This is a genomic window from Streptomyces sp. NPDC098101 (genome assembly GCF_044760185.1).
GTDB lineage: Bacteria > Actinomycetota > Actinomycetes > Streptomycetales > Streptomycetaceae > Streptomyces.
Genome location: NZ_JBIWAS010000003.1, coordinates 385,113 through 405,777, shown reverse-complemented (window position 1 = coordinate 405,777; position 20,665 = coordinate 385,113). Strand labels below are relative to the sequence as shown.

Annotated in this window: 21 protein-coding genes; 8 read left to right on the top strand and 13 right to left on the bottom strand. The window is 72.0% G+C overall.

The window, feature by feature from the left end:
- Positions 1-53: 53 nt before the first annotated feature.
- The 5 genes from ACIQVI_RS14900 to ACIQVI_RS14880 all read left to right on the top strand — a co-directional run bounded on the left by ACIQVI_RS14900 (position 54) and on the right by ACIQVI_RS14880 (position 5,397).
- Positions 54-1,154, top strand: coding sequence for a substrate-binding domain-containing protein (locus ACIQVI_RS14900; RefSeq protein WP_403595418.1), 1,101 nt, complete (start codon positions 54-56; stop codon positions 1,152-1,154).
- A 124-nt stretch (positions 1,155-1,278) separates the two neighbouring features.
- Positions 1,279-2,595 (top strand): ABC transporter substrate-binding protein, encoded by a 1,317-nt coding sequence (locus tag ACIQVI_RS14895; RefSeq protein ID WP_403595415.1) that lies wholly within the window; start codon positions 1,279-1,281, stop codon positions 2,593-2,595.
- A 4-nt stretch (positions 2,596-2,599) separates the two neighbouring features.
- A complete protein-coding gene (locus ACIQVI_RS14890; protein WP_351971748.1) occupies positions 2,600-3,499 on the top strand; it encodes a sugar ABC transporter permease in 900 nt (299 codons plus the stop codon).
- Positions 3,496-4,365: a carbohydrate ABC transporter permease gene (locus ACIQVI_RS14885; RefSeq protein WP_403595412.1), complete on the top strand. Its 870-nt coding sequence runs from the start codon at positions 3,496-3,498 to the stop codon at positions 4,363-4,365. The genes ACIQVI_RS14890 and ACIQVI_RS14885 overlap by 4 nt, the downstream gene beginning before the upstream one ends.
- 18 nt (positions 4,366-4,383) lie before the next feature.
- A complete protein-coding gene (locus tag ACIQVI_RS14880) occupies positions 4,384-5,397 on the top strand; it encodes a hydroxyacid dehydrogenase (RefSeq protein ID WP_403595409.1) in 1,014 nt (337 codons plus the stop codon).
- Positions 5,398-5,412: 15 nt separating this feature from the next.
- On the opposite strand, the gene ACIQVI_RS14875 is transcribed toward ACIQVI_RS14880, so the two are convergent.
- Positions 5,413-8,796 (bottom strand): hypothetical protein, encoded by a 3,384-nt coding sequence (locus ACIQVI_RS14875; protein WP_403595406.1) that lies wholly within the window; start codon positions 8,794-8,796, stop codon positions 5,413-5,415.
- 74 nt (positions 8,797-8,870) lie between these two features.
- Between ACIQVI_RS14875 and ACIQVI_RS14870 the strand changes: the two genes are divergently transcribed.
- Positions 8,871-9,569, top strand: coding sequence for an ester cyclase (locus tag ACIQVI_RS14870; RefSeq protein WP_403595403.1), 699 nt, complete (start codon positions 8,871-8,873; stop codon positions 9,567-9,569).
- A gap of 69 nt (positions 9,570-9,638) precedes the next feature.
- On the opposite strand, the gene groL is transcribed toward ACIQVI_RS14870, so the two are convergent.
- The 4 genes from groL to ACIQVI_RS14850 form a co-directional block, all read right to left on the bottom strand.
- Entirely contained in the window at positions 9,639-11,264 is a 1,626-nt protein-coding gene (gene groL, locus ACIQVI_RS14865; protein ID WP_351969541.1) for a chaperonin GroEL, read from the bottom strand.
- A gap of 106 nt (positions 11,265-11,370) precedes the next feature.
- Complete coding sequence (groES, locus tag ACIQVI_RS14860; RefSeq protein WP_015035628.1) at positions 11,371-11,679, bottom strand: co-chaperone GroES; 309 nt, start codon at positions 11,677-11,679, stop codon at positions 11,371-11,373.
- A 145-nt stretch (positions 11,680-11,824) separates the two neighbouring features.
- Positions 11,825-12,193 carry a hypothetical protein gene (locus ACIQVI_RS14855; RefSeq protein ID WP_403595398.1) on the bottom strand — a complete coding sequence of 123 codons (369 nt, stop codon included), beginning with the start codon at positions 12,191-12,193 and terminating at the stop codon, positions 11,825-11,827.
- Positions 12,190-13,119 carry a polysaccharide deacetylase family protein gene (locus ACIQVI_RS14850; RefSeq protein WP_351969543.1) on the bottom strand — a complete coding sequence of 310 codons (930 nt, stop codon included), beginning with the start codon at positions 13,117-13,119 and terminating at the stop codon, positions 12,190-12,192. The genes ACIQVI_RS14855 and ACIQVI_RS14850 overlap by 4 nt, the downstream gene beginning before the upstream one ends.
- 141 nt (positions 13,120-13,260) lie before the next feature.
- Here ACIQVI_RS14850 and ACIQVI_RS14845 point away from each other — a divergent pair, with 141 nt between their 5' ends.
- Positions 13,261-14,457: an SAM-dependent methyltransferase gene (locus ACIQVI_RS14845; protein WP_403595394.1), complete on the top strand. Its 1,197-nt coding sequence runs from the start codon at positions 13,261-13,263 to the stop codon at positions 14,455-14,457.
- A gap of 13 nt (positions 14,458-14,470) precedes the next feature.
- Here ACIQVI_RS14845 and ACIQVI_RS14840 read toward each other — a convergent pair whose 3' ends face one another.
- The 5 genes from ACIQVI_RS14840 to tsaB all read right to left on the bottom strand — a co-directional run bounded on the left by ACIQVI_RS14840 (position 14,471) and on the right by tsaB (position 17,920).
- Entirely contained in the window at positions 14,471-15,325 is an 855-nt protein-coding gene (locus tag ACIQVI_RS14840) for a polysaccharide deacetylase family protein (protein WP_403595391.1), read from the bottom strand.
- 78 nt (positions 15,326-15,403) lie between these two features.
- Positions 15,404-15,649 carry a hypothetical protein gene (locus ACIQVI_RS14835; RefSeq protein WP_199837074.1) on the bottom strand — a complete coding sequence of 82 codons (246 nt, stop codon included), beginning with the start codon at positions 15,647-15,649 and terminating at the stop codon, positions 15,404-15,406.
- Positions 15,650-15,660: 11 nt separating this feature from the next.
- A complete protein-coding gene (gene tsaD / locus ACIQVI_RS14830; RefSeq protein WP_403595388.1) occupies positions 15,661-16,776 on the bottom strand; it encodes a tRNA (adenosine(37)-N6)-threonylcarbamoyltransferase complex transferase subunit TsaD in 1,116 nt (371 codons plus the stop codon).
- Positions 16,776-17,237: a ribosomal protein S18-alanine N-acetyltransferase gene (rimI, locus tag ACIQVI_RS14825; RefSeq protein WP_351969568.1), complete on the bottom strand. Its 462-nt coding sequence runs from the start codon at positions 17,235-17,237 to the stop codon at positions 16,776-16,778. The genes tsaD and rimI overlap by 1 nt, the downstream gene beginning before the upstream one ends.
- Before the next feature lie 23 nt (positions 17,238-17,260).
- Positions 17,261-17,920 (bottom strand): tRNA (adenosine(37)-N6)-threonylcarbamoyltransferase complex dimerization subunit type 1 TsaB, encoded by a 660-nt coding sequence (gene tsaB, locus ACIQVI_RS14820; protein WP_351969547.1) that lies wholly within the window; start codon positions 17,918-17,920, stop codon positions 17,261-17,263.
- A gap of 120 nt (positions 17,921-18,040) precedes the next feature.
- On the opposite strand from tsaB, the gene ACIQVI_RS14815 reads away from it, so the two are divergent.
- Complete coding sequence (locus ACIQVI_RS14815; RefSeq protein ID WP_351969569.1) at positions 18,041-18,583, top strand: L,D-transpeptidase; 543 nt, start codon at positions 18,041-18,043, stop codon at positions 18,581-18,583.
- Between the two features lie 34 nt (positions 18,584-18,617).
- Here ACIQVI_RS14815 and ACIQVI_RS14810 read toward each other — a convergent pair whose 3' ends face one another.
- From ACIQVI_RS14810 to ACIQVI_RS14800, 3 genes are all read right to left on the bottom strand, one after another.
- Complete coding sequence (locus ACIQVI_RS14810) at positions 18,618-18,746, bottom strand: hypothetical protein (protein WP_351969548.1); 129 nt, start codon at positions 18,744-18,746, stop codon at positions 18,618-18,620.
- Positions 18,747-18,917: 171 nt separating this feature from the next.
- Complete coding sequence (gene tsaE / locus ACIQVI_RS14805) at positions 18,918-19,448, bottom strand: tRNA (adenosine(37)-N6)-threonylcarbamoyltransferase complex ATPase subunit type 1 TsaE (RefSeq protein ID WP_351969549.1); 531 nt, start codon at positions 19,446-19,448, stop codon at positions 18,918-18,920.
- Positions 19,449-19,457: 9 nt separating this feature from the next.
- Positions 19,458-20,654, bottom strand: a complete 1,197-nt coding sequence (locus ACIQVI_RS14800) for an alpha/beta fold hydrolase (RefSeq protein ID WP_403595383.1) — start codon at positions 20,652-20,654, stop codon at positions 19,458-19,460.
- Between the last annotated feature and the right edge of the window lie 11 nt (positions 20,655-20,665).

The following is a 20,665-nucleotide window of genomic DNA, read 5'->3' as shown; positions in this document are numbered from 1 at the left end:
TCATTCTGAACTAGACTCGGAGGACCACCACCACCGCGAGGGGGAACCGCGCCGTGCGCGAGAGTGCTGCCGAACGACACGACCGACTGCTGGCCCTGGTGCGCGAGCGCGGCACCGCCCGCGTCTCCGAGCTGGCCGAACGGCTCGGGGTCTCCCCCGTCACCGCCCGCCGGGACGTCGAACTCCTGGCCGGCCGGGGCCTGCTCGACCGGGTGCACGGCCAGGTGTCCTGGCCCGAGCGGCAGGGCGCCCCGGGGGCCGGACGCCCCGGCGAGGGCCTGGTCCTCGGCCTGCTCGTGCCCTCCGCCACGTACTACTTCGCCGAGGTCATCCGGGGCGCGCACGAGGCGGCGGCCCGCGCCGGCGCGCGGCTCGTGCTGCGCGTCTCGGACTACCGCCCGGAGGAGGACCGCGCCCGCGTCGAGGGGCTGCTCGCGGCGGGCGCCGAGGGCGTCCTGGTCGCGCCCGGCTGGCGGGGCCCCGAGGACCGGCCCGCGTACGGGGACTGGCCGGCCGAACTGCCCGTGCCGGCCGTGCTCCTGGAGCGGCGCGCCGAGCCCGGCAGCCCGCTCGACGGCCTGGACCGGGTCGCCTCCGACCACGCCCACGGCGTCCTGCTCGCCCTGCGCCACCTGCTCTCCCTGGGCCACGCGACGCCGCTGCTGGTGGCCCGCCGGGACTCCCCGACCGCGCTCGCGGTGCGCGCCGGATACGCCGAGGCGCTGCGCACCCTGGGCCTGACGGAGCCGCTGCCGGTCATCGACTCCGTACCGGCGGAGGCGGACCCGGAGGGGTTCGAGCGGGCGGTACGGGCGCTGCACGAGGCCGTCGCGTCGGGTCTGGCGAGCGCGGCCCTGGTCCACAACGACGTGGACGCCATCGAGATCGCCCGGCGCCTCGCCGAGCTGGGCGTCGGGGTGCCGCGGGACCTGGCCCTGATCGCGTACGACGACGAGGTCGCGGCGCTCGCCGACACCCCGCTGACGGCGGTCGCCCCGCCCAAGCGGCAGGTGGGGCGGCACGCGACGGAGCTGCTGGTGGAGCGGCTCACCGAGGAGGACGGGGAGGCGGCGGCGCGGCGCCATCTGAGCCTGCTGCCGTGGCTGCGGGTGCGGTCCTCGTGCGGGGCCCCGGCCCCGGCCTCCCGTCCGTAGGGGACCGCGCTGATCGATCTGTTCTTTTTTCGATCAATCAATCTTTCGCTCTTGACTTCGGTCATGAACGGTCACAGGATCACGGCCACAACCTCCCAGTCGCCCCGCCCCCAGGAGCCGTGCCGTGACCCCCTTCCGGAGCAGAACGACCCGCGTCATAGCCGGCACCGCCACCGCCCTCGCCGTCCTCACGGCCTGCGGCGGTGGCGGTGACGACACCGCGAACAAGCCGAACGGGCCCGTGACCATCACCTTCTGGGGCTGGGCCAAGGGCACCAAGGACGTCGTGGACGCCTTCAACGCCTCCCACACCGACGTGAAGGTGAAGTTCGAGGAGATCCCCTCCGGCACCGCCGGCGGCTACGCCAAGATCTCCAACGCCGTGAAGGCGGGCAACGCCCCCGACCTCGTCTCCATCGAGTACGCCTCGCTCCCCGAGTTCGTCAGCTCCGGCGCCCTCCAGGACATCGGCGGCGAGTTCACCGAGGCCGACCGCGCGAAGCTGCTCCCGCAGACCGTCGAACTCACCACCCTCGGCGGCAAGTCCTGGGCCGTCCCCTTCGACGCCGCCCCGCAGGCCTTCTTCTACCGCAAGGACCTCTTCGAGAAGTACAAGGTCCAGGTCCCCACCACCTGGGCCGAGTTCGAGAAGGCCGCCGCGCAGGTGAGGAAGGCCGACGCCAAGGCCCGCATCGCCACCTTCTTCCCCGACGACCCGACCACCTTCGAGGCCATGGCCTGGCAGGCCGGCGCCCAGTGGTTCAAGGCCGAGGACGACACCTGGAAGGTGAACACCACCGACCCGGCCACCACCAAGGTCACCGCCTACTGGCAGAAGCTCCTCGACACCGGACTCGTCCACAAGAACGCCTCGTTCTCCCCCGAGTGGGTCGGCTCCCTCAAGAACGGCACCACCCTCGGCTACCTCGGCGCCTCCTGGGGCGCGGGCGTCCTCAAGGGCACCCTGCCCGAGCAGAGCGGCAAGTGGGCCGTCGCCCCGATCCCCAGCTGGGACGGCAAGCCCGCCGCCGGGATGCTCGGCGGCACCTCCTTCGCCGTGACCAAGGACAGCGAGCGGAAGGCCGCGGCCGTCGCCTTCGCCGAGTGGATGTCCACCACCGAGGAGGGCGTCGAGGCCCGCATCGCCTCCGGCACCTCCTCCGCCTTCCCCGCCGCCGCGGCCCTGCGCCCGGCCGCCAAGAAGGCCTTCGACGCCTCCTACTACGGCGGCCAGGACATCTACGCCCTCTTCGAGACCGCCGGCGCCTCCATCACCCCCCACTGGGCCTGGGGCCCCACCACCGGCACCACCAACACCACCATCAAGGACCACTTCGGCAAGATCGCCCCCGGCGGCCCCGGCATCGCCGACGCCGTCGAGGCCGGCCACGACGCCACCGTCGCCGAACTCACCAAGCGCGGCCTGAAGGTCGAGGGCTGACCGGATGAAGGCCCGCACCCGCGCCGCCACGATCCTGCTGACGCCCTTCTTCCTGCTGTTCACCGCGGTGATGGTGGTGCCGATCGGCTACGCGGTCTGGCTCAGCCTCTTCACCGAGAAGCAGTCCGGACTGGGCTTCGGCGGCACCGAGACCGTCTTCACCGGCCTCGACAACTACACGGCGGCCCTGGGTGACCGGGCCTTCCGCGAGGGCTTCGGCGTCCTGCTCGGCTACTGCCTGCTCTACATCCCGCTGCTGCTCGCCGGGGCCCTCGGCCTCGCCCTCCTGCTCGACTCGGCGCTCGCCCGCGCCCGCCGCTTCTTCCAGCTCGCGCTCTTCCTGCCGCACGCCGTCCCCGGCATCATCGCCGCCCTGCTCTGGGTCTACCTCTACACGCCCCAGCTCAGCCCGGTCGTGAAGGCCATGGAGGCGGGCGGGATCGGCTTCGACTTCTTCTCCCCCGAGGGCGCCCTGCCCTCCGTCGTGAACATCGCCCTGTGGGAGTGGCTCGGCTACAACATGGTGATCTTCTACGCGGCCCTCCAGGCCATCGACCGCTCCGTCCTGGAAGCGGCCACCGTCGACGGGGCGGGAGCCTGGCGCATCGCCTTCTCCATCAAGGTCCCGCTGCTCAGGGCCTCGCTCGCGATGGTCGCCCTCTTCACCGTCATCGGCTCCCTCCAGCTCTTCACCGAGCCGCTCATCCTCAGCAGGGGCACCGGCTCCGCCGTCACCTCCACCTGGACGCCGAACATGTACGCCTACACCGCGGCCTTCGACCGCAACGACTACGGGCTCGCCGCGGCGGCCTCCGTCCTCCTCGCCCTGACGGCCGCGCTGCTCTCCTTCGCGGTGACGCGCCTGACCGGCCGCCGGACCGCACGGAAGGAGCGCACCGCGTGAGCGCCGTCCGTACGGGAAGGGCCCGACCCGCCAACAGATGGCTGTCGCGAACGGCCGTCAACGGCGCCCTCGTCCTCGCCACCGTCTACATGCTCTTCCCGCTCGTCTGGCTGCTGACCGCCGCCACCAAGGACGCCGGCGGCCTCCTCGCCGGAAACGCCTTCTCCTTCGAGGGCTTCGACCTCGGCGGCAACCTCTCCCGGCTCGCCGCGTACAACGACGGCGTCTACTTCCACTGGTACCTGAACAGCCTCCTCTACGCCGGGCTCGGCGCCCTCGCCTGCTCGCTCGTCAGCGTCGCCGCCGGATACGCCTTCCACGTCTACGACTTCCGGGGCAAGGAGAAGCTCTTCGGCGTCGTCCTGCTCGGCGTGCTCGTCCCCACCACCGCGCTCGCCCTGCCGATGTACCTGCTCGCCAGCGAGATCGGGATCGTCAACACCTACTGGGCCGTCCTGATCCCCGTCCTCGTCAACCCCTTCGGCGTCTACCTCTCCCGGGTCTTCTGCGCCGGCTACGTCCCCGACGAGGCCCTGGAGGCCGCCCGCATCGACGGGGCGGGCGAGCTGCGCGTCTTCTGGTCGATCGGTCTGCGGATGGTCATGCCCGGCTTCGTGACCGTCTTCCTCTTCCAGTTCACCGCCGTCTGGAACAACTTCTTCCTCCCCCTGGTGATGCTGTCCGACCAGAAGCTGTACCCGCTGAGCCTCGGCCTGTACGCGTGGAACAGCAACGCCCACGCCGAACCCGACTTCTACCCCCTCGTCGTCACCGGCTCCCTGCTCGCCGTCGTCCCCCTCGTCATCGCGTTCGTCTCCCTCCAGCGCCACTGGAAGGCCGGCCTCACCGCCGGCAGCGTCAAGTGAGGAAGGCCGTCACCCACGATGCACCCCACCACTGACAACCGCCCCGCCCTGCTCCTCGCGATGGGCCCGGGCGTCGACGACCGCCTGTTCACCGGGGCCCACCGCGCCCGCCTCGCGGCCCTGACCCGCACCGACCCGCACCTGGTCGCCCACGACCTGACGGCCCCCGACACACGGACGGCCGCCGCCCTCGCCGAGGCCGAACTCCTCCTCACCTGCTGGGGCGCGACCCCGCTCACCGCGGAGGTCCTGGACCGGGCGCCCCGGCTGCGGGCCGTCGTCCACGCGGCCGGCTCGGTCAAGCACCACGTCACCGACGCCTGCTGGGAGCGGGGCCTGCGGGTCACGTCGGCCGCCGCCGCCAACGCGCTGCCGGTCGCCGAGTACACGCTCGCCGCGATCCTCTTCGCCGGGAAGCGGGTCCTGCGCTCGGCCCGGCGGTACGCCGAACTGCGCACCGACCACGCCTGGCTGGAGGAGTCCGCCGACTGGGGCAACCACCGCCGCACGGTCGGCGTCGTCGGCGCCTCCCGCATCGGCCGCCGGGTGATCGACCTCCTGCGCCCCCTCGACTTCGAGGTCCTGCTGTACGACCCGTACACCGAGGTCCCGGGCGTGGAGTCGGTGCCCCTGGACGAACTCTGCGCCCGCAGCACGGTCGTCTCCGTCCACGCGCCGCAACTCCCCTCCACGTACCGCATGATCGGCGCGGCGCAGCTGGCGGCGATGCCGGACGGGACGACCCTCATCAACACGTCCCGCGGCTCCCTGGTGGACGAACCGGCCCTCCTCCCCCACCTCCTGTCGGGCCGCCTCGACGCGATCCTCGACGTCACCGACCCGGAACTCCCCCCGCCCACCTCCCCCCTGTGGACCCTCCCGAACGTCCTCCTCACCCCCCACGTGGCGGGCTCCCTCGGCAACGAACTCCACCGGATGGCGGAGCAGGCGGTGGGGGAGGTGGAGCGGTACGTACGGGGCGAGGCGTTCGCGGAGGAGGTACGGGCGTCCGACCTGACGCGGTCGGCGTGACCACCTGGCCTCCGCTCAGACGTCCAGCGCCCGGTGCAGCCGATCGGCCTCGGCCAGGACGAACGGCAGGGCGCCGGGCTCGTACCGCAGGACGGCGGGCAGCGCCTCGTACCAGGGGCCGGTGTGGAGGGCGAGGGCGGTGAGCTCGCGGGCGCGGGTGGGGTCGGGGTGGGTGAGGGCGAGATCGGCGTAGGCCCGGGCACGGGCAAGCCCAAGACGCGCGAGGCTGTCGAGGAGGTCCTCGGCCTGCTTTTGCTGCCCGTCACGGGCCAGCGCTGTAACAAGGTCGAGCTGCCTGCCAATAGTAATGGTGGAAGCGTTGCCCTGCGGCCGTACGAGGGCTATGGCCTCGTCGTATCGCCCTACGGCAACGAACGCCCTAGCCACATAAGACCATTCCTGCCTCCCCTGCAAACGTTTCACGTAAGAGGCCGCCTCATCGAGAAGCTCTCCGGCCACAGCCATCTGCCCCAAGGTCGACAGTGCCCTTACGACAGCAGGAAGTGGAGCCGTCGTACATGCCAGGATTCCGCGTGTAGCAGCCACGGCACGTGTGACCTCCCGGAGCGCTTCCCCACTCCTGCCCTCCTCATGCAGGGAAAAGGCACGCATCGCACGCCGCTCCACCTCCAATGCGGAAACCTGATTCTCAGGAACAGGCAACAGACTGCGCGTCATACCATCGCCAGCCATCCAGCGCACGCTGTCATGTGTTATGTCCGGCCGCTCGAACTCCTTCAAGATTTGGTCGACTCCCTGGGCCTTCCGGATCCGGCCGATCAAGTCCAACAGGTACTCCGTCTGATCAGCATGCGCTTTCTGTGACTGCCGCTCAGCCTCCTCGAAGCGGCCCGCGCTCAGCAGGGCGCGCACAACTGCAAGAATTCTTGACTCCTGATCCGCGTCTGTCTCCAACCCTTCCGTAAGGTCCCAGGCTTGTTGGCTATGTCCGGCCAAAGCCAGTGCCTCTGCCACGGAAGCCAAGACCGGAATGCTTTCCTTCCGCTGGGGCAAGCGACTCGTCGTCTCGACATGGTCAAGAAGGGTGGCAGCCCGTACGCGGTGTCCGGCCCTGGTCAAAGACCGAACGAAGTGGACCTTCAGAGCGAGATTGCGCAAGTCGGCAATGCCGGCCTCGCGGAAGACCAACGCCTCGGCTTCCTGTACACGCTCCGCACGCACCAGGGCTCCTATCACCGCCTGTAGCGCGCTGAAACGGCTAAAGTGATCGGTCAACTCCGCCAGAGCGGGACCAGCCCGCCCTACATCGCCGATCCGAGCCCAAGCCTCGACAAGCGCCGCGCGAGCACGGTCTCCGTCGTTGCCAGCCTCGATCTGGTAAGCCATCGTCTCGGCCCGACCACACTCACCCTTTTTCGAAAGGCTTCGAACCAGGGCGAGGCGCATGTGATCAGCATGCCGCGAACCTCGTCGCTCACTGATCAGGCTCTCGGCACGTTCGACAGCTCCAACCGCAACGAGAGACTCGATCAGTTCGGCAGCGTGTTCGCGTTCGTAAAACAACCCCTCCCACCTGAACACAGCGAGCCCTTCGTCAACTAGCGTGGCTGCGCTATTCCTACGCGTCACGGCAGCCATCCGAACCAGGGCAAGCGTCCGCCGGTATCCGTTCATGGACCGAGCCAGAGCGAGAGCCTCTGCCTCCTGCCCGGCCTCGACAAGGCTGCTACAGACGATCGCGATGGCTTCGCTCCCCACCCGTTCGTCCCACCGGGTGCGCAGCATATCCAGCGCACGCGAAAACTTCCCCTCACTGCACCAGAACGTCACCAGGTTCAACAGGAAACCACCGCTCAAATGGCGACCCGGTACGGTCTGCGCAATCTTCTCCGCACGCTCCGGCTCCCCCAACTCGAGCCAGGTGTTCGCCACCTCCCAGAACGCGGTGAAATTCCCACCCCTATAGGGCATCGAGCGAGCCAGTTCATCGACCTCATCAAGCAAAGCCAGAGCTCGCCCCTGCGCACCATCAGCGTGCAAAAATCGCGCTACTCCGCATAGCGCCCGGACCCGACTCGGCGGTTCTAGCCCCCGCGCCAGCGCTACTCCCCGCTCCACCTCCCCCAACTCCGCCCAGGCCAAAGGCAGTTCCACCGGCACCCGCCCGTTCCGGTCCCGCAGCGCCGCCCGCCGCAGGGCGAGCCGCAGCAGGTCGACGACCAGTCCCGGCCGGTCCCCCCGCTCCAGCAGCGCCTCGCCCGCCGTCGTGATCTCCCCGAGCGCCGCCCCGTCGCCGCCCGTCGCCGCGAGCATCCGGTCCTGCCGTACGGCGTCGAGGGCGCACGCGGCCATCGCGTCCGGGTCGCCGGCCGCCCGCAGCATCGGGAACCAGCCGTGCAGCAGGTAGTCGGGGGTGCCGTCCGGCCAGCCCCGGGCGCGCCACTCCTCCGCCCAGTCGCACAGCGCCGCCCGCCACCGCCCCAGCTCGCGCGAACCCAGCATCTCCCGCGCCTGGACCACCAGTTCCTCGTGCGCCAGCAGATACGCCTCCCCCCGCAGCGCGAACGTCCGCCCCGGGCCCGTCCGCAGCACGTCCCGGACCCGGTAGGGGACCTCGTCCGTCAGTTCCGCCAGGTCGTCCGCCGTCAGGCCGCCGCCCGCCGCCGTGAGCAGGCCGAGGAGTTCGTACGGGAGGCCGCCGCCCGCCACGAAGTGCTTCAGTTCCCGTTCGGCCTCCGACCGGATCGCACGGGCCTTCGGGGAGGAGGACAGGAGACGGACGATCGACGGGTCCCGGAGCGGGTGGTCCTCGGGGACGTCTGCCGGGAGGGGCGGGTTGAGGCGGCCGGAGACGACGACCGGGAGGTCGTGGACGCCGTACGGGAGGAGGGCGGCGATCGAGCGGGCCTCCGGGCCCGTCGTCACGCCCCGGTCCTCGTCCAGGCCGTCCACGAGCAGGACCAGGCGCTCGCCGCGCGCCGCGCAGGCCTCGGCGGCGGAGGCGTACAGGCGCAGCAGGTGGGCCTCCCGGGTGGCGGCCGTCAGCAGGGCGGGGAGGCCCTCGCCGGCCAGTTCCGCGAGCTGCTCCAGGACCACGTCCACGTACGCGACCACGTCGTTCTGCGCGCCGAGCCGGGCGGTGACGAAGAAGGGCACGATCCGCACGCCCGGGGGCGGGGCGAGCGCGAACGAGGCCATCAGGGCCGTCTTGCCCGCCCACGCGTCCGCCCGCCACCAGCGGTATCCGGTCCCCGTGCGGCAGAACTCCGCCAGCTCCGCCAACTCCTCCTCGCGTCCCACGAGTTCCGGCGGGGCGATCCGGCGGACCTGTTCCCGGTAGGCCGAGCGGACCGGCGCGCCCGCGCCGAGCACGACGTCGTTGCCGTCGCCTATGACGACGACGCCCGCCTCGTTGTCGACGTCGATCCCCCGCTCCACGCCCCCATGCTGCCAGGGCGCCGCGGACTTCCCGAACCTAGACTGGAAACGTCCCTGCCGCCCCGGGAGGCGTCATGACCTTCATGCAGATCATCGACTGCAGGACGAGCCGCTTCGACGAGATGAACCGGCTCATGGACCAGTGGGCCGAGCAGACCAGGGGGAAGCGGACGGCCACCCACAGCCTCCTCGGGAAGGACCGGTCCGACGGCTCCCACTTCGTGGAGATCGTCGAGTTCCCCTCGTACGACGAGGCGATGCGGAACTCCCACCTGCCCGAGACCGACCGGCTCTTCCACGAGATGGTCGCGCTCTGTGACGGGATGCCGACCTTCACGGACCTGGACGTGGTGCGGGACGACCAGCTGCACAAGGACGCCGCCCGCCGGTTCCTGGAGCTGATCGGCACGCCGGGGGAGCTTCCGCCGCTGGACGAGGTGATCGCCGAGGGGTGCCACAGCCACGACCCCTCCGACGTGCAGGACTCCCTCGGCATGGACGCGATCCGCCGCGGCATCGGGATGTGGCGGCAGGGGTTCGACTTCGCCTTCGCCGTCGAGGACCAGATCGCCGAGGGCGACCGCGTCTGCACCCGCTGGACCTGCGACGCCACCCACACCGGCGACTTCATGGGCCTCCAGCCCACCGGCATCGACGTCCGGATCACCGGCACGCTGATCCAGCGCTTCCGGGAGGACGGCAAGGTCGTCGAGGACTGGTGGCAGTACGACATGCTCGGGCTGATGGAGCGGCTCGGCGCGGTGGAGGAGTAGGGGGCGGAAACGCCGAGGCCCGGTGCCCCCGCGACGGGGGCACCGGGCCTCGGTGTTCAGCTACGGGCCTCAGTGGGAGTGGCCGTGGCCGCCGTGGCCGTGGTCCGCCGGCTCCTCTTCCTTCTTCTCCACCACGAGGGTCTCGGTGGTGAGGAGGAGGGAGGCGATCGAGGCGGCGTTCTCCAGGGCGGAGCGCGTCACCTTCACCGGGTCGATGACGCCGGCCTTGACCAGGTCGCCGTACTCGCCGGTCGCGGCGTTGAAGCCCTGGCCCTTGTCGAGCTCCGCCACCTTGGAGGTGATGACGTAGCCCTCGAGGCCGGCGTTCTCGGCGATCCAGCGCAGCGGCTCGACGGCGGCGCGGCGGACGACCGCGACACCCGTGGCCTCGTCGCCGGTCTTGTCGAGGTTGCCCTCCAGGACCTTGACGGCGTGGACGAGCGCGGAGCCACCACCGGAGACGATGCCCTCCTCGACCGCGGCGCGGGTCGCGGAGATGGCGTCCTCCAGACGGTGCTTCTTCTCCTTCAGCTCCACCTCGGTGGCGGCGCCGACCTTGATCACGCACACGCCGCCGGCCAGCTTCGCGAGGCGCTCCTGGAGCTTCTCGCGGTCCCAGTCGGAGTCCGTGGCCTCGATCTCGGCCTTGATCTGGTTGACGCGGCCCTGCACCTCGGACGAGTCGCCGCCACCGTCGACGATGGTGGTGTCGTCCTTGGTGATGGTGACGCGGCGGGCGGTGCCGAGCACGTCCAGACCGGCCTGGTCGAGCTTGAGGCCGACCTCCTCGGCGATGACGGTGGCACCCGTGAGGGTGGCGATGTCGCCGAGCATGGCCTTGCGGCGGTCGCCGAAGCCGGGGGCCTTGACGGCCACGGCGTTGAAGGTGCCGCGGATCTTGTTCACGACCAGGGTCGACAGGGCCTCGCCCTCGACGTCCTCGGCGATGATCAGGAGCGGCTTGCCGCCACCGGCCTGGATGACCTTCTCCAGGATCGGGAGCAGGTCCTGGATCGAGGAGATCTTGCCCTGGTTGATCAGGATGTAGGGGTCGTCGAGGACGGCCTCCATGCGCTCCTGGTCGGTGACCATGTACGGGGACAGGTAGCCCTTGTCGAAGGCCATGCCCTCGGTGAAGTCGAGCTCCAGGCCGAAGGTGTTGGACTCCTCGACGGTGATGACGCCGTCCTTGCCGACCTTGTCCATCGCCTCGGCGATGAGCTCGCCGACCTGCTGGTCCTGCGCGGAGAGCGCGGCGACGGCGGCGATGTCGGACTTGTCCTCGATCGGGCGCGCGGTGGCGAGGAGCTCCTCGGACACGGCCTTGACGGCGGCGTCGATGCCCTTCTTCAGGGCGGCCGGGGAGGCGCCGGCGGCGACGTTGCGCAGACCCTCGCGGACCAGGGCCTGGGCGAGCACGGTGGCGGTGGTGGTGCCGTCACCCGCGATGTCGTTGGTCTTGGTCGCCACCTCCTTCACCAGCTGGGCGCCGAGGTTCTCGTACGGGTCCTCGATCTCGACCTCGCGGGCGATCGTGACACCGTCGTTGGTGATGGTGGGGGCGCCGAACTTCTTGTCGATGACGACGTTGCGGCCCTTGGGGCCGATCGTCACCTTCACCGTGTCGGCAAGCTTGTTGACGCCGCGCTCAAGGGCGCGACGGGCGTCCTCGTCGAACTTCAGGATCTTCGCCATGGGAGCGGTTCAGCCCTCTCGGAATCTGCTGGTGGAACGAACGGCGCCCCGGGGCGCCCGGGAAGGGGCCTCGGGGCGCAGCTCAAAGCCTCTGGCTCGGGATGACTTACTTCTCGACGATCGCGAGCACGTCGCGGGCCGAGAGGACGAGGTACTCCTCGCCGTTGTACTTCACCTCGGTGCCGCCGTACTTGCTGTAGAGCACGACATCGCCGGTCTTGACGTCGAGCGGCAGGCGCTCGCCGTTCTCGAAGCGGCCCGGGCCCACGGCCAGGACGACGCCCTCCTGGGGCTTCTCCTTGGCGGTGTCCGGGATGACCAGGCCAGAGGCGGTGGTCTGCTCGGCGTCGAGCGGCTGGACCACGATGCGGTCCTCGAGCGGCTTGATGGCAACCTTGGAGCTGGTGGTCGTCACGATCCGACCTCCCCCTTCGGAGATCACGGGGTTGACTGTCTGAGGTGGCGAACCAGGTGGATCCGTCGTCGCGGGTGCCGGACCTGCCCGTCGCTGTGTTGGCACTCTCCGGTGGGGAGTGCCAGAGCCGAGACTATGACCGCGATTAGCACTCGGTCAAGCGGAGTGCCAATTCATCGCTCCGTGGCGTGATCGGGTGCGCGGTTGTACGGGGTTCCGGGGCCCTCAGGCAGCGCTTCCCCTCCCGGTCCGCGGTCCGTACGGCCGCGCGTTCGACCGGCTTTCCCTCCGCCGCGGCCCGTCCGGTCCGCTCCCGGTCCCCCGGGGACGCCGGGGACACCGGGGACACCGGGGGCCGGGGCCCCATCTCCTCCGCCGCCCTCCGGCCGAGCCGCTCGATCGAGTCCACCGGCCCGGCCGGGGCGGCGCAGGCGGTGAGGGCCGGGAGGGCGAGCAGCGCTCCGGTCACGGCCAGGGCGGCGACCCGGCGCCGCCCGCGCCTCCCGGTCCTCACACGTAGTCCTCGAGCTTCGCGACCGCGTACCCCTTGGCCGTGATCACGTTCATCACGCGGCGGACCATGTCGGCCATGCTGCCCTTCCAGTCCTCCTTGCCCCGGAAGTGGGTGAGGACGATGTCGCCGGGGTGCAGGTCCCGGTCCCACTCGCGCCACTCCATGCGGTCGGGGAAGGCCTCGGCGGCCCACAGCGGGACGGCCTCGATGCCGCAGGACTTGGCCGCCCGCAGGGTGTCGTCGTTGTAGTTGCCGTACGGCGGGCGGAAGAGCCTGGGCCGCTTGCCGAACTTCTTCTCGATGACCTCCTGCATCCCGCAGATCTCACGCTCCTGCCGGGCGTAGGAGAGTCCGGGCAGGTAGCGGTGGTTGAGGGTGTGGTTGTTGAGGGCGATCCCGCCCTTCTGCGACTTCTGCATCCGGGCGAAGTAGGCGTAGTCGTCGCTGACGACGTAGTCGCTGAGGAAGGCGCTGTACGGGATCTTCAGCTCGTCCATCATCCGCAGCAGCTCGGGGTCCTTCTCCGAGCCGTCGTCGATCGTCAGGAAGACGACCTTCTCCTTGGTCGGCACGGTGGTGAAGACGGGCGGCATCCCCGCGCTCTTCGTCTCGAAGCCCTTGCGGGTGGTGATCTTCGGCTTCACGGCGGGCGGGGCGGGCGCTTCGAGCGGAGGCTTGGCCAGGCCCCACTTCTTGGCGGCGAGCGCGCGGGCGGCCTTCTGGAGACGGACCTTCTCGGCCTTCTGCGCCTGCGACTCGGGCGCGGCGGCGGCGCCCTGCTTGGGGGCCTGCTGGCCGGAGGCGGGGGAAGGCGGTGCGGTGCGGTCCGGCCCGGCGCCGGAGCAGGCCGTGGCGGCGGAGGCGAGGGCGGCGACGACGAGCGCCGCTCCGAGCGTCCGACGGGAGCGGTGCACGCCTTTGCTCATCTTTTGTTCCTTTTGTCGTACGAGCTGCATGGCGCCGCATCCTGTCAGCGCGACGGCTCCTGCGGGCCGCGACACCGCCGTACCCGGCCCACCGTCCCCCGGCCGGCCCACAAGCTCCCCGGCACCGGAACAGGGGCCAGAATGGGACGGGTGACCGACCTCGCCTCCTTCGCCGCCCTGCTCGCCCCCGAGGGGCGGGCGCTCCTCGCCGCCCTGCGCGACTACGACCCCGCCCGGGAGCTGGCGGTCGCCTCCCGGCTGCGCCGCGACCATCCCGCCGAGCTGGTCACGGCGGCGCTCGGCCAGGCGCGGCTGCGGCAGCGGGCGGTGGCGAAGTTCGGCGCGGAGGACGCGTACCGGATGTACTTCACGCCGAACGGCGTCGAGCAGTCGACGCGCGCCTCGGTGGGCGCGTACCGCGCGGCCCGGATGAAGGCGCTGGGCGTGGGGAGCGTGGCGGACCTGTGCTCCGGGATCGGCGGCGACGCGATCGCCCTCGCCCGCGCCGGGATCTCCGTCCTCGCCGTCGACCGCGACCCGCTGACCGCCGAGGCGGTCCGCGCCAACGCCGAGGCGCTCGGCCTCTCCGGCCTGATCGAGGTCCGCTGCGCGGACGTGACGGAGATCGACACGAGCCCGTACGACGCCGTCTTCGTGGATCCCGCGCGGCGCGGCGGCCGGGGCAGGATCTTCGACCCGGAGGCGTACTCCCCGCCCCTCTCCTGGGCGGTCGAGGCGGCCCGGAAGGCCCCGCGCGCGGCCCTGAAGGTGGCGCCGGGCATCCCGCACGAGGCCGTCCCTGCGGAGGCCGAGGCGGAGTGGATCTCGGACGGCGGGGACGTGAAGGAGGCGGTGCTGTGGTTCGGCACGGAGCCGGGCGCGCGCCGGGCCACCCTGCTGCCCTCCGGCACGACCGTCACCGGGCGCGGACTGCCCGACCCGGCGGTCCGGCCGGTCGGCCGCTACCTGTACGAGCCGGACGGCGCGGTGATCCGCGCGCACCTGGTGGCCGAGGTGGCCGAGGAGCTGGACGGCGGCCTGATCGACGGGACGATCGCGTACGTGACCTCGGACGTCCTGGTCCCCGCCCCGTACGCCGCCGCGTACGAGATCACCGACGAACTCCCCTTCAACCTCAAGAAGTTGAAGGCGCTGCTGCGGGAGCGGGAGGTCGGCATCCTGACCGTGAAGAAGCGGGGCTCGGCGGTCGAGCCGGAGGAGATCCGCCGCAAGGTGAAGCCGAAGGGCCCGAACGCGGCGACGGTCCTGCTCACCCGGGTCGCGGGCGCCCCGACGATGCTGATCGGGCGGCCGGTCCGGGCGGACGGGGTGCGGTGAGCCCGCCCCCGCCTCAGACGTAGTCCTCCAGGCGCGCCACCGTGAAGCCCTGCTCCTGGATGCGGCGGAGCATGGTGGCCGTCATCTCGGTCATGGTGCGGCCCTTGAGCTCGGACGGGCCGCGGAAGTGGGCCAGGACGATGTCGCCGGGGTGGAGCTTCCGGTCGCCGCGCTGGTACTGCATGTTCTGGATCTGCATGGACTCGCGCCACAGCACGATCGCGTCCACGCCGCAGCTCCCGGCCGCCGCGCGGGTGGCCTCGTTCCAGTTGCCGTACGGCGGGCGGAAGAGGCGCGGGGCCGTGCCGTACCGCTCCTTCAGCCTCTCCTGCTGGCCGCAGATCTCGCGGCGCTGGGCGTCCGGGGAGAGGGTGCGCAGGTTGGGGTGGGTGAGCGTGTGGTTGGCGACGCCGTGGCCCTGGGCGACCAGCGGGGAGAAGTAGGCGTAGTCGGCGCGGATGGCGGAGTCGGTCAGGAACATCGTGAAGGGGACCTTGAGTTCCTTCATCATCGTGACGAACTCGGGGTCCTTCTCCGCCCCGTCGTCGATCGTGACGAAGACGATCTTCTCCTCGGTGGGGATCTCGCTGATCACCGGCACCGGCTCCCCGGCCCTGCGGACCACCGGCTTCACCGCGGGCGGCGCGGGCGGCGCCGCGAAGGGCTTCAGACCCCACTTCCGGTACGCGGCGGCCGCCGCCGGGGCGCCCGGGGCCCCGCTCTCGGCGGCGGACCGGGACGGGGCCGGCGCGGACGACGCCGGCGGGGCCGGGGTGGTCACGGGGGCGGTGGGGCGCTCCGCCGTGCAGCCGGTCACCAGCAGGGCCGCGGCGGTCAGCGCCGCCCAGAGCACGATCGTCTTCTTCACGCGCCGGGAGATGCCCGGACGCCCCGAAAGGTTGCCCGAGGGTCGTACGTGTGACCGATCGGACATCCGCCCGTACGGCTACTCGACCGCCTCGAACCGCCAGCGGTGGACCGGCCGGGTGATCAGCTCCGCGTCCGGCTCGGGCAGCTCCGGCAGCTCCGCGTCGAACGCCTCCGCCTCCCACCAGGTGAGGACGAGGACCCGGTCCTGGGGCGCGCGGAAGACCTCCCGGCGCACGGGCTCGTACGCGAGGACCCGGGACCGCTCCCGGGCCCACTCCAGCAGCTCGGGGCCCCGTCCCTGCGCGGCCCGCGCCTCCCACATGAGGGTGAGCCTCACGAGTACAGGTTCTCCTTGCTGACCTCGTGCACGTGGTCGTGGTCGTGGGAGTGGCCGTGCGCGTGGGCGCCCGGCACGTGCGGGTCCGTCACCGGCAGCGAGGAGTCCGCCGACAGCTCCAGGTCGGAGGCGGCCCGGCCCCGGGCGACCATCTCGGAGCCGAGGGCCGCGACCATCGCGCCGTTGTCCGTGCACAGGCCCGGCCGGGGCACCCGCAGCCGGATCCCGGCGCGGTCGCAGCGCTCCTGGGCGAGGGCCCGCAGGCGCGAGTTCGCGGCCACGCCGCCGCCGATCATCAGGTGGTCGACGCCCTCGTCCTTGCAGGCCCGGACGGCCTTGCGGGTGAGCACGTCCACGACCGCCTCCTGGAAGGACGCGGCCACGTCCCGCACCGGCACCTCCTCGCCGGCCGCCTTCTTCGCCTCGATCCAGCGGGCCACGGCCGTCTTGAGGCCGGAGAAGGAGAAGTCGTACGCCGGGTCCTTGGCGCTGCTCAGGCCGCGCGGGAAGTGGATCGCCTCCGGGTCGCCCTCCCTGGCGAGCCGGTCGATGACCGGTCCGCCGGGGAAGCCGAGGTCGAGCACGCGGGCGATCTTGTCGAAGGCCTCGCCGGCCGCGTCGTCGATGGTGGCGCCCATCGGGCGCACGTCGGAGGTGATGTCGGTGGAGAGCAGCAGCGAGGAGTGCCCGCCGGAGACGAGCAGGGCCATCGTCGGCTCGGGCAGCCTGCCGTGCTCCAGCTGGTCGACGCAGATGTGCGAGGCCAGGTGGTTGACGCCGTAGAGCGGCTTGCCGAGGGCGTAGGCGTACGCCTTGGCCGCCGAGACGCCGACGAGCAGCGCGCCCGCGAGTCCGGGCCCGGCGGTGACGGCGATGCCGTCGAGGTCCTTCGCGGAGATCCCGGCGGTCTTCAGGGCGCGCTCGATCGTCGGGACCATCGCCTCCAGGTGCGCGCGGGAGGCGATCTCGGGCACGACGCCGCCGAAGCGGGCGTGGGTGTCGACGCTGGAGGCGATGGCGTCGGCGAGGAGGGTGGTCCCGTGGACGACGCCGACGCCGGTCTCGTCGCAGGAGGTCTCGATGCCGAGTACGAGGGGTTCGTCAGCAGCCATCAGATATCGGTCCCGGTTCCTTGAACGGTCAGTCGCATCACGAGCGCGTCGATGTTTCCCGGCTGGTAGTAGCCGCGCCGGAAACCGATGGGCTCGAAGCCGAAGCGCTCGTAGAGCTTCTGGGCCCGGGTGTTGTCCACGCGCACTTCGAGGAGGACCTCGTCGCACTCGAAGGCGGTGGCGTGCTGGAGCAGGTCGGTGAGGAGCCGGGCGCCGAGCCCGGTGCCCCACTGGTCGCGGGAGACGGCGATGGTCTGCACGTCGCCGAGGCCGCCGGCGGCGGCGAGCCCGGCGTAGCCGACGATCCGGCCGCCGGGGTCCTCCGCGACGACGTACCGGCGGGTGGCGCCCGGCCCCCGGGAGTGCGCGAGCTCGGACCAGAACATCCCCGCCGACCAGGCGTCCTCGGGGAACAGCTCGTCCTCCAGGGTGAGCACCGGTCCGATGTCCCACCAGCGCATCTCGCGCAGTTCGACGCCGCCGGTCACTGGGGCGTGACCACCTTGTAGTTCTTCGGCACCTGGGCGTCGGGGCGGCGCAGGTACATCGGCAGCGGGTCGAGGAAGCCCTCGGCGTCCCCCGCCGCGAGCTTCTCCGCCGCGAGGGCGGCGAGCGCGGCGGCCGACTGGTGCTCGGGGTCGCGGGCGTCGGGGAAGGCCTCGGGGTAGAGGAGGGCGCCCGCGCCGACGACCGGGAGCCCGGCGAGGGACTCCGCGACGTCGGCGGGCCGGTCGACGGCCGCGTCGGTCGCGCGGGTGCGGAAGTCGTCGTAGCGCGCCCAGTAGACCTCCTTGCGGCGCGCGTCCGTGGCGACGGCGAAGGGCACGTCGATCCCGGAGGCGTACGCGAGGCCGTCGAGGGTGCACAGGCCGTGCACGGGCACGCCGAGCGCGGACGAGAAGGCGGCGGCCGTGACGAGGCCGACGCGCAGGCCGGTGTACGGGCCGGGGCCGACGCCGACGACCAGGCCGGTGACCGCGTCGAGCGTCAGCCCGGCCTCCTGGAGGACCCGGTCGACGGCGGGCAGCAGCAGCTCCCCGTGACGGCGGGCGTCGACCCGGCTCGACGAGGCGACGACGGCCTCGCCGTCGTGGAGGGCGACGGTGACGGCGGGGGTGGCGGTATCCATGGCGAGCAACAGCACGCGAACAGCCTACGGCTCCCGGGCACGCTGCCCCGACCCCCGGGGCGGCGGCTGCTACCGTCACCCTTCGACACATTCGTACGAGAGGTGGGCACGGTGGCACGGAGCAGCTCGGGATTCGTGGCCGGGCTCACGGCGGCGGCGGTCGCCGCGGTCTGTTTCCTCGCCTACCAGGCCTCCGCGCACGTCCCCGAGGACCTCTCGGCCAAGCCGAAGGCCCCGGGCACGGCGGCCCCCTCGACCTCCCCGAGCGGCGGCCCCAAGCAGCCCGACCGCGACCCCCTCGCCGTCCCGGCGGCCTCGGGCACCGGGGAGCGGGTCGTGTACGGCCTCACCGACCGCCGGGTGTGGCTGGTGAACGGGAACGGCAAGGTCACCCGTACGTTCACGGTGATGCCGAGCACGGTGTCGCCGCCGCCGGGCTCCTACGCGGTGACCTCGCGGTCGGGCTCGGTGCGCGGCTCGGACGGGGTGCAGATCGAGCACGTGGTGCGGTTCGCGACGACCCAGGACGTGGCGATCGGCTTCAGCGCGGCGGTGGACGGCTCGGTGCCGGAGCCGGACCCGTCGAAGAAGACCGGCGGCGTCCGCATGAAGCGGGCCGACGGGAACGCGCTGTGGACGTTCGCGGTGATCGGCACGAAGATCGTCGTCGTCGCCTGAGCCGCGACCCCGGCCGTCGTCCGCCGGACGGGCCCTAGGCGGCCTCGTCCCCCTCCACCGGCCCGTAGGGGCCGTACGCGTCGGCGTCGTCGTCCTCGGGGCGCGGTCTCGGCGGGGTCGAGAGGGTGCGGGCGGCCACGCAGGACGCCAGCAGTTCGCTCATCGTGACGTGCTCCCGACCGGGTTCCGCGCGCTCCGGCGTCGCCATGCCTGCCTCCCGTAGGTTAGGTACACCTAACCAGCTCGTGCGTCCATGGGACCACGGCGCGCGCGGCCCACGCAACATTTTGCCGACACGTTGTCGGAACATACGTGGGAGGCGGGGCGGGAGGGATCAGAGCGCGCCCAGCTCCTCCCCCGCCCAGCGCTCCCCGACGCCGCGCAGCACGACCGTGCGCCGGTCGTCGTCGGTGTCGCCGGTGACGCGGTGGATCAGCAGGTGCAGCCGGTCGTCGGTCAGCTCCTCGACCTTGCCGTCGCCCCACTCCACGACCACCACGGACTCGGGCAGCGAGACGTCCAGGTCGAGGTCCTCCATCTCGTCGAGCCCGCCGCCGAGGCGGTACGCGTCGACGTGGACCAGGGCCGGACCGCCGACCAGGGACGGGTGGACGCGGGCGATGACGAAGGTCGGGGAGGTGACGGCGCCGCGCACCCCGAGCCCCTCGCCGAGGCCGCGGGTGAGCGTGGTCTTCCCGGCGCCGAGCTCGCCGGTGAGCATGACGAGGTCGCCGGGGCGGAGGACTCCGGCGAGCCTGCGGCCCAGGTCCTGCATCCGCTCCGGGGAGTCGACGGAGAGGGTGGCCTCGGAGACGGGCGTGGCGTCGCCGGGCACGGGGGGTACGGAGGGGTGCGCTGCTTCCATGCCGCCAATCTAGCTTTCGCCGGGGTCCGTCCTCGCCGCCGTCGGCTCCGGCACGGCCCCGGCCCGTACGAGCAGGTCGGCGAGGCGGTCGGTGACGGCCTCCGGGTGCTCCAGCATCACCAGGTGGCCGCCGTCCGGGACGATGACCAGCTCGGCCCCGGGGAGGAGGGCGGCGATGGCCTCGGTGTGGGAGCTGGGGGTGACGAGGTCGCGGTCCCCGGCGAGCGCGAGCACCGGCAGGTCGCGGAGGGCGGGCAGGGAGGCGGACTTGTCGTGCTCCGCGAAGGCCGGGTAGAAGGCGGCGACCACGTCGATGGGGGTGGACTCGATCATCCGCTCGGCGAAGCGGGCGACCGCCGGGTCCACGTCCTTCGAGGCGAACGAGTACTTCTTGACGAGCCCGGCGAAGAGGTCGGCCGTCGCCCGGCGGCCGCGCTCGACCAGCTCCGCCTGGGCGCCGAGGGTCCGCAGGACGCCCGGCAGGATCCGCCGGACGGCGTTGACCCCCATGACGGGGAGGCCGTACGTGACCTCGTTCAGCTTTCCGGCGGAGGTGCCGACGAAGGCGACGCCGACGACCCGGTCGCGCACCAGCTCCGGGTACTGCTCGGCGAACGCCATCACCGTCATGCCGCCCATGGAGTGCCCGACGAGGACGAGGGGGCCCTCGGGGGCGGCGACGTCGACGACGGCCTTGAGGTCGCGGCCGAGCTGTTCGATGGAGACGGGGACGGCGTCGGGACCGGCCTGGGCGACGCCCCGGCCCGAGCGCCCGTGGCTGCGCTGGTCCCAGTGGACGGTCCGCACGAGGCCGCGCAGGGCGGCCCGCTGGAAGTGCCAGGAGTCCTGGTTGAGGCAGTAGCCGTGGCTGAAGACGACGGTGACGGGGGCGGGGCGGCGGCGCCCGAAGAGCCGCCGGAGCCGGGCGCCGGAGGGATCGGGAGCGGCTCCGCCGCCCTCACCGACCTCGTCGACCTCGTAGTAGAGCACGGTCCCGTCGTCGGCGAGGGCGCGGCCGGGGGTGCCCCGGAGTCCCCCGTAGGGGCCGGTGGCGTCCAGGGCGAGCCGGGCCTTCTGGCGTACGGAACGGCCCACCGTGAGCCGCTCGACGGCGACACCGGCGGCGGCCCCGGCCGCCAGGACGCCTATCGCGGCACCGGCGAAACCGGCGCGGCGCCAGGTGCCGCCGCTACTGGACTCCCCCACGGGCGCTCCTT